Source organism: Paraburkholderia sp. LEh10, assembly GCF_017814945.1.
Classification (GTDB): Bacteria; Pseudomonadota; Gammaproteobacteria; order Burkholderiales; family Burkholderiaceae; genus Paraburkholderia.
The window spans coordinates 187,574-201,224 of record NZ_JAGIPX010000008.1 but is presented as its reverse complement, the minus strand read 5'-3'; the positions used below and the strand labels follow the sequence as shown (position 1 = coordinate 201,224).

The 13,651-nt window shown below is 64.0% G+C and carries 16 protein-coding genes and 1 riboswitch; of the genes, 9 read left to right on the top strand and 7 right to left on the bottom strand.

Going from position 1 to position 13,651, the window contains the following annotated elements; genetic code table 11:
• Window positions 1–27 precede the first annotated feature (27 nt).
• From J8I87_RS09600 to J8I87_RS09590, 3 genes are all read left to right on the top strand, one after another.
• Window positions 28–471, top strand: coding sequence for a bacteriohemerythrin (locus J8I87_RS09600; protein WP_209931211.1), 444 nt, complete (start codon window positions 28–30; stop codon window positions 469–471).
• Between the two features lie 652 nt (window positions 472–1,123).
• Window positions 1,124–2,074: a LysR substrate-binding domain-containing protein gene (locus J8I87_RS09595; RefSeq protein WP_209931210.1), complete on the top strand. Its 951-nt coding sequence runs from the start codon at window positions 1,124–1,126 to the stop codon at window positions 2,072–2,074.
• A 486-nt stretch (window positions 2,075–2,560) separates the two neighbouring features.
• Window positions 2,561–3,187 carry a cysteine hydrolase family protein gene (locus tag J8I87_RS09590; protein WP_313064372.1) on the top strand — a complete coding sequence of 209 codons (627 nt, stop codon included), beginning with the start codon at window positions 2,561–2,563 and terminating at the stop codon, window positions 3,185–3,187.
• Between the two features lie 211 nt (window positions 3,188–3,398).
• Here the strand turns inward: J8I87_RS09590 and J8I87_RS09585 are convergent, their stop codons facing one another.
• On the bottom strand, window positions 3,399–3,866 hold the full coding sequence (locus J8I87_RS09585; RefSeq protein WP_209931209.1) for a PRC-barrel domain-containing protein: 468 nt from the start codon (window positions 3,864–3,866) through the stop codon (window positions 3,399–3,401).
• Between the two features lie 217 nt (window positions 3,867–4,083).
• On the opposite strand from J8I87_RS09585, the gene J8I87_RS09580 reads away from it, so the two are divergent.
• The 3 genes from J8I87_RS09580 (at window position 4,084) to J8I87_RS09570 (ending at window position 6,493) form a co-directional block, all read left to right on the top strand.
• Window positions 4,084–4,881, top strand: coding sequence for a hypothetical protein (locus tag J8I87_RS09580; protein ID WP_245253813.1), 798 nt, complete (start codon window positions 4,084–4,086; stop codon window positions 4,879–4,881).
• A gap of 111 nt (window positions 4,882–4,992) precedes the next feature.
• A complete protein-coding gene (locus tag J8I87_RS09575) occupies window positions 4,993–5,850 on the top strand; it encodes a CHAD domain-containing protein (RefSeq protein ID WP_209931207.1) in 858 nt (285 codons plus the stop codon).
• Between the two features lie 100 nt (window positions 5,851–5,950).
• The gene (locus J8I87_RS09570; protein WP_209931206.1) at window positions 5,951–6,493 is read left to right on the top strand and encodes a hypothetical protein; all 543 of its coding nucleotides are present in this window, start codon (window positions 5,951–5,953) and stop codon (window positions 6,491–6,493) included.
• A gap of 92 nt (window positions 6,494–6,585) precedes the next feature.
• Here the strand turns inward: J8I87_RS09570 and J8I87_RS09565 are convergent, their stop codons facing one another.
• The 4 genes from J8I87_RS09565 to J8I87_RS09545 form a co-directional block, all read right to left on the bottom strand.
• Window positions 6,586–6,759, bottom strand: coding sequence for a hypothetical protein (locus tag J8I87_RS09565; protein ID WP_245253812.1), 174 nt, complete (start codon window positions 6,757–6,759; stop codon window positions 6,586–6,588).
• A gap of 106 nt (window positions 6,760–6,865) precedes the next feature.
• Window positions 6,866–7,117: a hypothetical protein gene (locus J8I87_RS09560; RefSeq protein WP_209931205.1), complete on the bottom strand. Its 252-nt coding sequence runs from the start codon at window positions 7,115–7,117 to the stop codon at window positions 6,866–6,868.
• Between the two features lie 312 nt (window positions 7,118–7,429).
• On the bottom strand, window positions 7,430–7,810 hold the full coding sequence (crcB, locus tag J8I87_RS09555; protein WP_209931204.1) for a fluoride efflux transporter CrcB: 381 nt from the start codon (window positions 7,808–7,810) through the stop codon (window positions 7,430–7,432).
• Window positions 7,811–7,886: 76 nt separating this feature from the next.
• A riboswitch (Fluoride riboswitch) is annotated at window positions 7,887–7,947 on the bottom strand.
• 205 nt (window positions 7,948–8,152) lie between these two features.
• On the bottom strand, window positions 8,153–9,355 hold the full coding sequence (locus tag J8I87_RS09545; protein ID WP_209931202.1) for an ammonium transporter: 1,203 nt from the start codon (window positions 9,353–9,355) through the stop codon (window positions 8,153–8,155).
• Between the two features lie 440 nt (window positions 9,356–9,795).
• On the opposite strand from J8I87_RS09545, the gene J8I87_RS09540 reads away from it, so the two are divergent.
• On the top strand, window positions 9,796–11,451 hold the full coding sequence (locus J8I87_RS09540; RefSeq protein WP_209931201.1) for a sensor histidine kinase: 1,656 nt from the start codon (window positions 9,796–9,798) through the stop codon (window positions 11,449–11,451).
• A gap of 33 nt (window positions 11,452–11,484) precedes the next feature.
• Here the strand turns inward: J8I87_RS09540 and J8I87_RS09535 are convergent, their stop codons facing one another.
• Together J8I87_RS09535 and J8I87_RS09530 are read right to left on the bottom strand one after the other, a co-directional pair.
• Window positions 11,485–11,808: a hypothetical protein gene (locus J8I87_RS09535; protein ID WP_209931200.1), complete on the bottom strand. Its 324-nt coding sequence runs from the start codon at window positions 11,806–11,808 to the stop codon at window positions 11,485–11,487.
• A 144-nt stretch (window positions 11,809–11,952) separates the two neighbouring features.
• On the bottom strand, window positions 11,953–12,534 hold the full coding sequence (locus J8I87_RS09530) for a DJ-1/PfpI family protein (protein ID WP_209931199.1): 582 nt from the start codon (window positions 12,532–12,534) through the stop codon (window positions 11,953–11,955).
• 86 nt (window positions 12,535–12,620) lie between these two features.
• On the opposite strand from J8I87_RS09530, the gene J8I87_RS09525 reads away from it, so the two are divergent.
• Together J8I87_RS09525 and J8I87_RS09520 are read left to right on the top strand one after the other, a co-directional pair.
• The gene (locus tag J8I87_RS09525) at window positions 12,621–13,124 is read left to right on the top strand and encodes a GNAT family N-acetyltransferase (protein ID WP_209931198.1); all 504 of its coding nucleotides are present in this window, start codon (window positions 12,621–12,623) and stop codon (window positions 13,122–13,124) included.
• Complete coding sequence (locus J8I87_RS09520) at window positions 13,121–13,582, top strand: hypothetical protein (RefSeq protein ID WP_245253811.1); 462 nt, start codon at window positions 13,121–13,123, stop codon at window positions 13,580–13,582. The genes J8I87_RS09525 and J8I87_RS09520 overlap by 4 nt, the downstream gene beginning before the upstream one ends.
• Window positions 13,583–13,651: the final 69 nt, after the last annotated feature.

The window sequence follows — 13,651 nt, the reverse complement described above, 5'->3', positions numbered from 1 at the left end:
ACCTCGGAAATATGAGGAATAGCGAACATGACTGACAGCGCTTCAACTCTACGGTGGTCTGATTCGTTTGTTTTAGGTCACGCGCCGATGGACGACCTCCATGAGGAGTTTGTCGATCTTATTGGTCATATGCAATCGGCTGAGCCTGAGCAACTGGATGAACTTCTCGAACTACTGGCTACGCATCTGCACCGTCATTTTGACATCGAGAACACCTGGATGATCGAGACCGATTTCCCTCCCAGGGACTGCCACATAGACGAACATGCGGCCGTGCTGAAGTCTGTCGACCAGGTACGAGAACAGCTTCGCGGCGGGAACGTAGAAATTTGCCGACGCCTCGTCGACGAGCTTGCAAACTGGTTCCCTTCCCACGCGGACCATCTCGATTCGGCCTTGGCGCATTGGATGTCCAAGATTCGATTTGGAGGAAAGCCGGTGGTTCTCCGACGAAGCCTGACACTCGACTGACACGACAATCTTGTAACGACTCTCCCGGTTTCCTCTAGCTTTCGCGGCTTCGCGATAGCGCTTTTATACGCGTCCATAAGTCACCACCGTATTGGTTGCCTGACCAATACGGTAGGACATCTGCACATCGACGGTAGCTATAGAACTTGATGTCCGTCTATTTGCGACAGTCTTCGCCGGTTCTAATCTACACCAGCAATGGGCGAGTATCCATTGATCAGGAGGTGTCGAATGGACGGAAGTTCTTTGTCTCTGCGTTCGCTGGTTGACAAATGGTTTCACCCCGCGTCACTCGTGAGTATCAAGCGGACCACAATTCATTCAGGACGTGCGCTACGCTGCGTGCGCGTCGAATCCCGCACGGCGAGAATCATCTTTTTCTTTAAGCACGGCGACGGCGTATGGCGAGTCTATCCCCCTGAGCATAGAGATTTGCCTGAATGGACCCACTATCACACTTCGATGTAGTCGAGACGTCTACGCATTCAAAGACACTAACGAGCATTGTTGTGGCAAATCTGGCTCCGCTAGATGTGATCCTGTTGTGTGTGCGGTCGTACGAAGCGTATTCGCTGCGTTGCTCACTCGCTGATCAAGCTCGTGCCGTTGTTTGGATCTCGCACTTGAAGGAAAGCTTAGCCCGTTTGAAACGATGAAGATTCATCAGCTCCGCGCTCTCGTCGCGATTGCGGACGCAGGCAGTATTCGCGGCGCCGCACGCCTGCTCAATTCGTCACCTGCGGCGATTACGCAAAGTCTCCAGCAGATCGAAGGAGACCTCAAGCTTCATCTCGTTACGCGCACGCCGTCGGGTGTCACGCTGACGCCTCACGGGCGCGCGCTTCTCGAGCATGCACGCCTGATCGTCGGCCAGCTCGCGCGCGCGCATCAGGCCGTCGATGAAATCCGCGGCGAAACGGGTGGACGGCTCTCGATCGCGGTCACCGCATGGGTTGCGATGACGTTCCTGCCTGAAGCCGTCATCCGGTTTCGCCAGCGCATGACGAATGTTCAACTGGAGGTCTTCGAAGGATTGCTCGCCATTGCCAATCCCCGTCTGCGCGATGGCAGTCTCGACATTTACATTGGACGTCAAACGCCCGGCAATAGCACGTCAGAGTTCACATACAGGCCGCTCTTTTCGTCGACGCGCGCGGTCGTGGCGCGTCAGGGCCATCCTCGTGCGGAAAGCCGGACACTTGCGGAACTGCTCGATCTCGACTGGCTCGTCGCGCTCGATCCCGAGACAGAGGGGCTCGCGTCATACAAAATGTTCGCACAGCACCATTTGCCCGTGCCGCGCAGCATTCACTATCTGCATTCGTTGACGGTCGCTGTCGCGCTTCTGCAAAGAACGGATATGGTCAGCATCTTTCCGTGGCCACTCGTCGAACTCTGCGCGTCGCATGAGTCGCTTTGCGCGATACCCGTACGTGAGCAGCTCGATGAGTCATTGGTCGGTATCATGACGCGCGCCGGCGAGCCTTTGAGGGAGGCGGCCAGTTGCTTCATCGAATGCCTCGTCGAGACCATCCGTGATGAAACGGCGGCGGGTGGGTCGGATAGGCGCCGTGTGATGAATTCGGTCGAGATACTGGTCTAAGAGAAGAGCCGTTGGCAACAGGAATACTTCATTCTTTGCAGCCACTGCCGTCCCAGCGTGAATCCGCCGCGAAGGTGCTGATGTTTCTCACCTCACGCGAGGCCGATGCGCTCAACGCCGCATGACGATTCATGCGATGTAGCGCCGGCATCTAAAAGGTCACGTCGGAACGCGCATGCACGGGCCGCACGGTGCATGGACAGTGCCGGCGCGATCACTTTCATCAAAGGAGCGACTGCGACGACCTCACAACATCGTTTTCTCGCCGAGGCAATGACCTCGGGCAACGCCAATGTACGCCAATGTCGATAGGGGCGGCCGACCCTTCGGCGCAGTCGTCGCCGGCCAGGATAAGGACGACGCAGAGTATTCGCGCTAGAGCATCGGGGTCGCGCAGCACCGCGATTCCCACGATCGCGGCGCGTTCGCGTGAGCCGCCGACAGAACGCTTGCCGACTATATGATCGTCGTGATGTAAAGTCTGCAATGGCGAATCTGCGAACCCGCAATCGAACGCCCGATGATTTGGAATTCAACCTGTCTCAGCCTATGCACGCGTTACTTCCTTCTGCAGGTGCCGTACTCTTGCTTGTCGACTTTCAGCGAGCGATTGACCATCCGAGTTGGGGACTGCGAAACAACCCTCATGCCGAGCAGCATGTTGGCCGATTGCTTGTCCATTGGCGCCGCCGGGGATGGCCGGTATGGCATATTCGGCATGACTCCACCGACCCGGAGTCTCACTATCGGCGAGGCCAGCCTGGGCATGAATTCAAGCCGGAGGTCGCGCCCGTGGCGGGCGAGCCCGTCATTCCGAAACAGACGAATAGCGCGTTCATCGGCACCGGCCTGGAAGACCGGCTTCGCGTTGGGGGCCACGACACGCTGGTCGTTGCCGGCGTCATTACGAACAATTCGGTCGAGGCAACGGTCCGCATGGCCGGTAACCTTGGTTTTCACACCTATCTCGTGGCCGACGGCTGCTTTACGTTCGCGCGGACCGATTGGAACGGGACGCCGCGAAGCCCGAAGATGTTCACGCGATGTCGGTTGCCAATCTGGACTCGGAGTACTGCATCGTCACTACAGCGGATGCGCTATTGGGCGCTTTGAGTTAGAGACGCCGCCTGACGGCGGCGCTAACTCCGGAAGGCATCGTTCGAAAAGGCTATGGGGGCTATGGGCTCGCGCCCATCCAGACTTCCCCGTCGAAGGCTCGTGCGAAATCCGGCGGCAGCCAACAGGCTGCCGCCGGCAACGCGTCCCGACCCGAAAGCCGAAGACGCCGTTCAGCGATTTCGCCGCGTACTCCTCAGACTACGCTTCAAAGCCCCCGATCGCGCACCGCGACAGGATCGACCGATGTCGTCATCCAATACGGCTCGCGGTTGTAGTACTGGTGCATCTGCGTGCTCCAGGTCTCATCGGCCATCGATGGCCAATGGTCCTTGTCGAACCCAGGGTCGTCCTTGATGCGCTGCGCAGCGATATCGACGCGGAACACCTTCTCGTCCGTATCGAGCGTCAGCGCGCTCCATGGGATTGCGTGCAGATTGGTCCCCATCCCGAGGAAACCGCCTTCCGACAACACCGCATATGCGATGCGTCCACTGCGCACGTCGAGCATGATGTCCGAGATCTTGCCGACATGTTCGCCATCCGCCGAGATGACCTTGTTGCCATCCAGCGTTGCCGCGGCCATCACTTCGGGCCCCGGACCTTCGCCAACGCCACCGCCGACGATGTCCGCGCCGGAACGTGCCGGGTTCATTTTCGGGTCAAGTGTGGTCATGATTTCCTCCTTTGGATGTCCACGCGCTCTATTGCGCATCCGTCGTGCCTGCCGGTGTCGCGCGCGAGGTCGAACCCCGACGGGAGCGAGCACGGGCGTTCGTGTCCGCGCTGATGCGCCGCCGCGCGTCGTCGCGTGATGCGCCCCTGGCGTGGTTCTCGCTGGATGGCTGGAAAAGTTCCGGCAAACCACTGGCGCTACGTGCGCGGGAGTGAACATGGACACGCTGAATATCGGACCGCGGGCGATCGCGACGCAGCCGACGCGCAAGACTGTCGAGTACCTTTACGCGACGACGGCGCTCGGCCTTCGCATCGCGCACGCCGATGCCGCCACGGACGATCCGTCGTTGCGCTGGTTTCTGCTCGAATATCGGATCGATGAAGAGGACATCGGCCGCGAGCTTTCGCGCTACGTGTCGGTGAGCGCGCCGAAGGCGATCGTCGAGGCGCGGCGCGTGCTCGCGGATACGAAGGCCGTGCATCTGGAGGCCATCGAGGGACTCGAAATCGATCTCGACGATGCGCAAGCGCGCTGGACGAACGCGTGCAGGCAAAAACTTCAAGCACTACGCGTCAAGCTGACAGATATGCGCGCGCGCACGGCTCCCGACGCGCACGAGCTGAATGTCGCCACGGACGGGTCCCCAGGCGCGACCGAGGCGCTCGCGCCGCACTTCTTCATCTACCTCGCGCCGGACGATCTCGCGGCGCGCGGCGGCGCGCCCGCATTCACTGCGAGCGCTTCCCAGTCGCAGTTGCGCGCGCGTAATTACGTCGGCAGCTGGCTGCTCGAAGAGAACGTGGACGTCGATGTGTCGGGCGTCGCCCGCTGCGGCTGGCCGCTGCCCGCATTTCAGCGCTGGATTCACGGGCTCGCCACGCTGCGCCGCAAGCCGTCGCGCGACGAAGACGCCCCCGTGCCGGGCGATTGCGTGTTCGCCGCCGGCAACGGCCACTGTCTCGTGATGGACCTTCCGACGTTCTCGAAACGCTATCCGCCGCAGGGCAAGTAGCCGCGGAACGTCGGCGCCATGTGTCGCGCCGGATGTCGGGAGCGTAAGATGTCGTCTGCATCGGTCGATGCACCACAAGGCATCTTGTTGTCGCTCCCGATACGAGGTCCCATGAAACACGACGATCGCACCCATGACATTGCCGCCCTGGGCGACGAGCCGCACGCCGAATCGACGTTCGCCGCGCTCGCGGCGCCCCTTGTCGATGAAGCGCTCGAACGCACCGCTTCCATTCACGCGGATGCTTCTCCCGAATCCTTGCATCAGCTGCGCGTCGCGCTGCGGCGCTTGCGCTCGTTGTGGTGGGCGTACCGGCCGCTGCTCGACAAGCAAGAAAACACCCGGCAGCGCGCGCTATATCGCTTTCTCGCCGACGCGGCGGGCAAGACACGCGACTGGGACATTCTGCTCGAACTGCTTGCTGGCGAAGAAGGCGACACCCGTGAAGTGCCCGCATGCTTGCGCGACGCGCGCGAAAGGGCGCTCGCCGCGAGCCGCGAAACGCTACTCAATGCGGATATCCGCGACGTACTGCACAGCGCGCTTGCCAGCACATCGAAGGAACTGAACACGGGCGCCGAACGCCACGCGCTGCCGAAATTTGCCGCGCGGCGCGTGCGCGCCGCCGAGAAATCGCTGCATCGGCGCATGCGCGTCGCTTCGCGCGCGAAGCGCTCCGACTATGAGTCGCTGCATGACGTGCGCAAGGCGGGAAAGAAGGTGCGCTATCTGATCGAGTTTTTCGGGCCTGTGCTCGACGGCGACGAACACGAGCGCACCCTGGGGCGCCTGAAGAAACTGCAACAGTGCTTCGGCGAACTCAACGACGTGATCGCCAGCGTCGCGCTGCTGCGCGAAAACATGAGCCTGTTCGCCGACGAGCGCGAAGCGAATGAAGCGCTCGCCTATCTGAAGCAGCGGCGCAAGCAACGGCAGCGCGAAGCGGCGCGCCTGTTGCGCAAACCGTAGCGCCGCTGTCGCCGCGCGTGGCGCACGTGGCGCACGATTGAGCGGGAATGCCGCCATCGAAACCGTATATACTGTTTATACCGTTAACGAGGGAGTCGACATGAATACGCCTCGAATCAAGGAACCCACCAAGAAAGCCTTCCATTTCCCGAAGAGCGCGAAGGAGCCGTCTGCCGAAGCGAAGAAGCCGTCCGCGAAGTCGTCGCGGGCATCGGACGCGAAGAAGGCGGCGCCCGCCGCCGAGCCTGCGGCGAGCCCCCCGGAAGCCGCAAATGCCGCGCCGAAGACCACCAAGGCAAAGGCTGTGAAGACCACGAAGGCAGCCAGGCCAGCGCAGGCCGCAAAAGGGCCGAAGGAAGCAAAGGCCACCAAGGTGAAGGCCGCGCCCGCCGCTGAAGAAAAAAAGCCGCGCGCAAAGAAAGAGAAGGAAAAAGTGGTGCGCGACAGCTTCACGATGCCGAAGTCCGACTACGCGAAGATCGCCGAACTCAAGCAGCGTTGTCTCGATGCCGGGGTTTCCGTCAAGAAGAGCGAACTGCTGCGCGCAGGGCTGAACCTGCTTGCCGTGTCGCCGGCGAAGCGGCTGGTGGCCGCCGTGCAGGAACTCGAAGCTGTGAAGACGGGGCGTCCCGCAAAGTCCTGATCTGTCGCGATGCGACGCGCGGCCGACCGCTTCGGCTCGCCGCAGCCGCAAGCGCACGCGTCATCCGCGACGCGCGCCGACGTTGCGGGCACTCATCCACCGTGGCGCGGGTAGCGCTCGGCGAATGCCGCGTGCATGCGCGCGAGCAGCGCAATATACGGACGCGCTTGCGCCGTCATCATCCATGACGCCGCGAGCGTGTTCGTTTCATCCCACAGGCGCTCGAATTTGTCGTGCTCGATCTCGGGCGGTATGCCCGACATCATCAGATCCAGGAAGTTTTTTCGATCTCTTCGGCGCAGCGGGGCGGCCGCGCGGGGGCGTTCGTCTGCATGTCGGCGGATTGATCGATGGACACGGCCGTTTGGTCCGCTAGTTCATCGATCTCAGGAATCGCCAGCGCTGGTCCATGCTGTGCAGCAGCGCAATATAGGAGAAGGCGGCGTCGCTATCGGCGCACGATTGCGCGGCATCGTTCACTTCGTTCCACAACGTTTCGAAGCGCGCCGCCGCTTCGGGCCGGCTGAGCGGCTGCGTGAGCAGCACCGAGAACGCGAACGACAATTCCTCCGCGCTGCGCCGCAGCGGATGGCACGATCGACGCGATAAGTATCTGTACTTCAAGCGGTCCCCGGCTGGCTTGCATGGCGTGCGCACGGAGCGGGCGCCGCTGACGCGCCGCCGGGCACATGCCGTCCTTCAAGGTGATCCTGCGCTCGCCGCGCATTCGAAAACAGTGCGCGGGCAATGAATGGCACAATGCCCGCCTCATGTGACGTCGATGATACAGCCGCGGCGCGTGTGCGCGGCAAAGTGCGCGCGTGATGTTTTAGTGAAACGTTTGGGTGAAACGCGGGTGTCCGTCATCGCAACTCGCGCGGCATGCCGGGCAGCCTCGGCACACGCCACGTTCGTGCAGCATCGCGCGGCGCGCTTTTAGCGCGCGGCTAGCGCGACCGTCGCGATCCCGAGCACCGTCGCGACCACCGATGCCGTCACATGAATGGCGATCTCGCCCGCGGCCCAGTTCAGCCGCCCTTGCTGCAAGTGCTGGACGACTTCGGCGGAGAACGTTGAGAACGTCGACAACCCGCCCATCAGGCCCGTGATGATGAACAGGCGCCATTCGGGCGCGATCTGCGGATTGCGTCCGAAGTACGCGACGGCCACGCCGATGATATAGCCCGCGATCACGTTCGACGCGAGCGTGCCGAGCGGCAGCGCCGGGAACAGCGCGTTCAGCCGCAGACCGAGAAACCAGCGAAACAGCGAACCGAGTGCGCCGCCGATACCGACGGCAAGAATGGAAAGATACATGAGCAAGCCTGGAAAGCCGAACGTCGACGAACCGGGCTGCGGCGCGGCGACGAGCTGCAACGTCCGCAGGCATCCGGGCGAAGCAGGCATCATCAGCCACGAGGGCGGTTCAGGAGAATGCCATCTCCGGCGCGCGCAAGTCTAACACCAGCACATGCGGTCGTATGAGGATAAGCGGCTTGCTCGCGGCGGGCCGCCATCCGGAACCGCGAGGTTACACGAGCAGCGGAGGGTTCGTCAGTGGCGGCGCGGGAGCGCCAGCCGTGACCCGATCGGTGTTGCGCACGGGCTCGCGGATGCTTCGTCGGGCGGGCCCGTTTGGCCGGGGCGGCGGGTTCGGGCTTAGCCGACCGTCTCGCGTTCCGGCGTCGACGTGATCTTGTGGATCGACAGGTCGGCGCCGTTGAACTCGTTCTCCTGGTCGATGCGCAAGCCGACCGTCATCCGGATCGCGCCGTAGACGATCGCGCCGCCGAGCGTCGCGAACACGATGCCGGCGAGCGTGCCGATCACCTGCGCCACGAGCGACACGCCGCCGAGCCCGCCCAACGCATGCTGGCCGAAGATGCCCGCCGCCATGCCGCCCCACGCGCCGCACAGGCCATGCAGCGGCCACACGCCGAGCACGTCGTCGATACGCCAGCGGTTCTGGACAATCGTGAACATATAGACGAACAGCACGCCCGCGACGGCGCCCGTCGCCAGCGCGCCGAGGGGATGCATCACGTCCGAGCCGGCGCACACGGCGACCAGCCCCGCGAGCGGTCCGTTGTACGTGAAGCCGGGATCGTTGCGGCCCGCGAGCCACGCGGTCAGCGTGCCGCCGACCATCGCCATCAGCGAGTTGACGGCGACGAGACCGCTGATCTTGTCGATGGTCTGTGCGCTCATCACATTGAAGCCGAACCAGCCGACGGCCAGCACCCACGCGCCGAGCGCGAGAAAGGGAATGTTCGACGGCGGGTGCGCGGCGATGCGCCCGTCGCGCGTGTAGCGGCCGTGACGCGCGCCGAGCAGCATCACGGCGGGCAGCGCGACCCAGCCGCCGAACGCGTGCACCACCACCGAGCCCGCGAAGTCATGGAACGGCGCGCCCAGCGCGTGCGTGAGCCACGTCTGGAGGCCGAAGCGGTCGTTCCAGACGATGCCCTCGAAGAACGGGTAGATGAACCCGACGAGCACGAAGGTCGCGAACAGCTGCGGATTGAATTTCGAGCGCTCGGCGATGCCGCCCGAGACGATCGCGGGAATTGCGGCCGCGAACGTCAGCAGAAAGAAGAAGCGCACGAGGGCATAGCCGTTGTGCGCGGCGAGCGTGTCGGCGCTGCCGTAGAACTGGACGCCGTATGCAATCGTGTAGCCGATGAAGAAGTAGGCGATCGTCGAGACCGAAAAGTCGACCAGTATCTTCACCAGCGCGTTGACCTGATTCTTCTTGCGGACCGTGCCCAGTTCGAGGAACGCGAATCCCGCGTGCATCGCGAGCACCATGGCCGCGCCGAGCAGCAGAAAGAGGGTATCGGTGCCGGTTTTGAGACTGTCCATCCGTTGAATCCTGCGATGCGCAAAAGGAGGGCATCCAATGCAAGAAACGGGCCAAAGCGACGCGGGCTCGCATGATGACGGTGCGCGGGCGCACTGGAATGGGCTCGCGGTGCCCGCGACGCCGTTTCGACCGATAGAGCGTGACGGCCGGTCCCGTGTCGCCAGGCACCGTGAATGTGCATCGGACCGAAATTGGGGCATTCCGTCACCCAGGATTGTGCGCATTCCGATGACTCCTGACGCCTTCCTGCGAATTGATAGCACCCGGGCGCGCGTTGGAAGTCGGTCAGCGAGCGCCTCGTTGAAGCCGCGCTGGGACGCATGCGTACTCGCACCGCATTGGGGCGGCCGTCGGCCCGGCTTTGTCATCGGCGTCGATCGCCGACATAATGTGCCGTCCCCGGCGCGACCCGCCGGCTTCCGACTTTCCCGGCGCGCGCATGAGACTGACGACCAAAGGGCTGCTGCTGATCGCGATTCCCGCCGTATTCGAACTCGCGCTGCTGTCGGGACTGGTCAGGGCGCAAGCCGATGCCGAACGGGCGGAGCGCTGGCGGATGCACGGCGACGAGGTGCTGCGCCAGACAGCCGACATTCTCACGCCCGTGCTGCTCGAATCGGTGCGGCTGCGCGGTGCCGTCGTGAGCGGCGCGCGTGTTGTCTCCACGCCCGTGATGTTCTGGCGCGATGTCGACGGGCGCATCGACCGGCTCGCCGAACTCGTCGCCGACAATCCCGCCCAAGTCGAGCGCGCTGCGCAGATCCGCCAGAGCGCGCAGGCCTACCGGCAATGGTCGGACCGCGTGCAGGACCTGATCCGCTCGGGACGCCGGCGCGACGTGGAGCAGCGTTTTCGCGACCTGGCGGGCGGCGACGTGCTCGACGGCTTTCGTGCGCAAGTCGCCGCGTTCCAAGGGGAGGAGCGACGCCTCGACTCGCTGCGCTCGGCGGCGGCTGCAGCGGCGCGGGAGCGGCAGCAAGGGCTGTTCGTCGCGGCCGTGGGCGGCTCGCTCGTGTCCGTGGCGATCGCGTTCTGGGTGTTCGCGCGCGGCGTGCGCGGCCGACTCGCACGGCTGTCGGACAACGCGAGCCGGCTGGCGAGCAACGAGCCGCTCGCGCCGCTCACGCACGGCAACGACGAGATCGCGCGGCTCGATTTGCTGCTGCACGAGACCAGCCGCCGGCTGCTCGAAGCCGAGCGCCAGCAGGCGCGCTTCCGGTCCGACCTGCGCCACCATGCCGACGAGCTTGCGCAGACCAACGAGACGCTGCGCCAGCAGACGCAGGAGAACGAAACCTTCATCTACAGCGTTTCACACGACCTGCGCGCGCCGCTCGTGAATCTGCAGGGCTTCTCGAAAGAGCTGAACCACGCGTGCAACGATCTGCGCACGGCCATCGGGCAATCATCGCTCCCCGTGCAGCAGCGGCAGCGCGTCGAACGGCTCATCGACGGGGACATCGGCGAAGCGCTCCATTTCCTGCAGACGGCCGTGCTGCGCGCATCGCACATCATCGATGCACTGTTGAGGCTGTCGCGCGTCGGTCGCGTCGAGTACCGAAGGCAGCGCGTCGAAGTGCGCGACATCGTGCAGCGCGTGATCGACGCGATGCAGGCGACGATTCGCGACCGCCGCGCGCGCATCATCGTGCAGACGCTGCCGCCCGTGTGGGGCGATCCGACCGCGCTCGAGCAGATCTTCGCCAACCTGGTCGGCAACGCGCTCAATTATCTGAGCCCGGCACGCACGGGAGTCGTCGAGATCGGTACGGCGCCCGCGCCGCCCGGCGTGCAGACGCTGCGTATTTTCTATGTGAAGGACAACGGATTGGGCATCCCGGCGGTCGCGATGCCGCGCCTCTTCAACGCGTTCCAGCGCCTGCACGGCGATGCCGCGGCGGGCGAGGGAATCGGGCTTGCGCTCGTGCGGCGCATGGTCGAGCGGCACGGCGGGCGGGTGTGGGCGGAATCGACGGAGGATGTCGGGACGACGTTCTATCTGTCGTTGCCGGATGCCGCCGCGTCGTCACGCGATGCACAGCCGGACCTTCCGGCGTCAGGTGATACGGGGGCGCTGCGCGCAGATGCGCGCTAGCGCGCACGATGCCGGAACAGCCGTCATGACGGGTCAGGTTGCCGAGAACAGGCGGCGCGGCTTGAGAAGCCGGCGGCCCCGGATCGACCAGTAGCAGCTGGCGGCGATCAGCAGCAGCGCGCCCGCCAGAATCGCAGCGGGCGAAGCATCGAAGGTCCGCGCACCCAAAGCGAACAGCCCGCGCACGACGACGAACAGCGCCCCCCAGAATGCCAGCACCGCCTGCGCGAGCAGGCGCGTGGCGGCGAAGCGCCGCGCACGGTTTTCCATTGACCATTTCGCCGGCGCGCGCGCGCAGAAGAAGGCCAGCGAGATCAGCGAGATGGCGAGAATGATTACCCAGTTAGTGAGATCCATGGCAGGGCCCCCAAAGTCAACCGGCGACTTTAGGGGGCTTTGCGCGTCACGGAAATCAGAGGAGTCTCAATCTGAGCAGCGAACGAGAGGCGGCTGAACGGGCTCAGCCGCCGGGCCGCGCAAGTATCCGGCCTTGGTGGCGCGTCAAGGTTCGATGCGTGTGCCGAGCACGGCAAGGAACTGCCGCAGCCATGCCGGATGCGCTGGCCACGCGGGCGCGGTGACGAAGTTGGCGTCGGTGACGGCGGCATCGACGGGAATGTCCGCGTAGTCGCCGCCCGCGAGCTTCACTTCGGGCGCGCATGCGGGATAGGCCGCAATGCGTTTGCCGCGGATCACGTCCGCGGCCGCGAGCAGCTGCGCGGCATGGCAGATCGCGGCGATCGGCTTGTTGCTTTGGGCGAAGTGACGCACGAGCTCGATCACCTTGGGATTGAGTCGCAGATATTCCGGCGCGCGGCCGCCGGCGATCGCGAGCGCGTCGTATTGCGACACGACGATCTCGTCGAAAGTGGCATTCAGCGTGAACTGGTGGCCGGGCTTCTCGGTGTACGTCTGGTCGCCTTCGAAGTCGTGAATCGCCGTTTTCACGCGCTCGCCCGCGCGCTTGCCTGGGCAGACGGCGTCGACGGTATGGCCGACCGCCAGTAGCGCCTGGAACGGCACCATCGTTTCGTAATCCTCGGCGAAGTCGCCCGTCAGGAACAGAATCTTTTTTGCTGCCATCGCATGACTCCAATGGGTGAGGGAACACGTCGAATGTCGGCCAGTCTACTCCAGTGCATTTGACAATGTCGCGAACGGGGGCCCGCATGAATCACTCGAATCATTCCGGACGTGTCGTGTGGCGCGCTTTTCAGCCCAACGACGCCGCGCCGCTCGCCGCGCTCTTTCGCGATGCAGTGCGCATCGGCGCGTCCGCTGACTATGACGAAGCGGCCCGTGCGGCATGGGCATCGGCGGCCGACGACGCCGCCGCGTTCGGCGCGCGGCTCGCACGCGGCGTGACGCTCGTCGCGATGCGTGGGGACGCGTGTGCCGCTTTTGGGCAGCTTTATCCCGACGATCACATCGAGATGCTGTACACGGCGCCCGCCTTCGCGCGTGAGGGGCTGGCGGCGGCGTTGCTCGCGAAGCTCGAAGCGCACGCGCGCCTCGCGCTCGCGCTGACCGCCGATGTCAGCGCAACGGCGAGGCGCGCATTCGAGCGTGCGGGCTTCGCTGCGATTGCCGGGGAGCGGGTGACGCGCGACGGCGTATCATTGAGGCGTTTTCGCATGATGAAGCCGCTCGCGGCGGCTCAACGACCAGTATGAAACCCACTTCACATCATCCGCTCGTTCGCTCCACGGTCTTCGCCGCCGTGCTGCTGGCGGGACTTGCCGCATGTCAGAAAAACGATGCGTCCGCTGGCCAGACGCCCTCGAAGCTAGACGACATCGCGCAGCAGGCGAGCCAGAAGCTCGATCAGGCGGCGAGCTACGTCAACCGGCAGGTCGACACGGCGAAAGCGGCCGCGCAACAGAATCTGGATGCGGCGGCGTCCGGCACGTCGATCAAGATCGATCCCAACGATCTGGCATCGCACGCGCAAGCCAATCTGCAAGGCGCGGCCAGCGCGACCAACGCCGCCGTCAACAAGGCGATAAGTTCGACGGGCGCCGGGCTCGAAACAGCGGGGCGCAAACTGCAGCAATGGTCGAGCGAGGCATCGTCGAACGCGCAGTCCACATCCGCCGGGTCCAGCGACGCGCAAAAGCAGATGGACAAATAAGCCCGCGCTTGACCCGCACGATTAGTGTAACTATGATAATTACACTTCGACGTTTAGTCGGACCGCGAA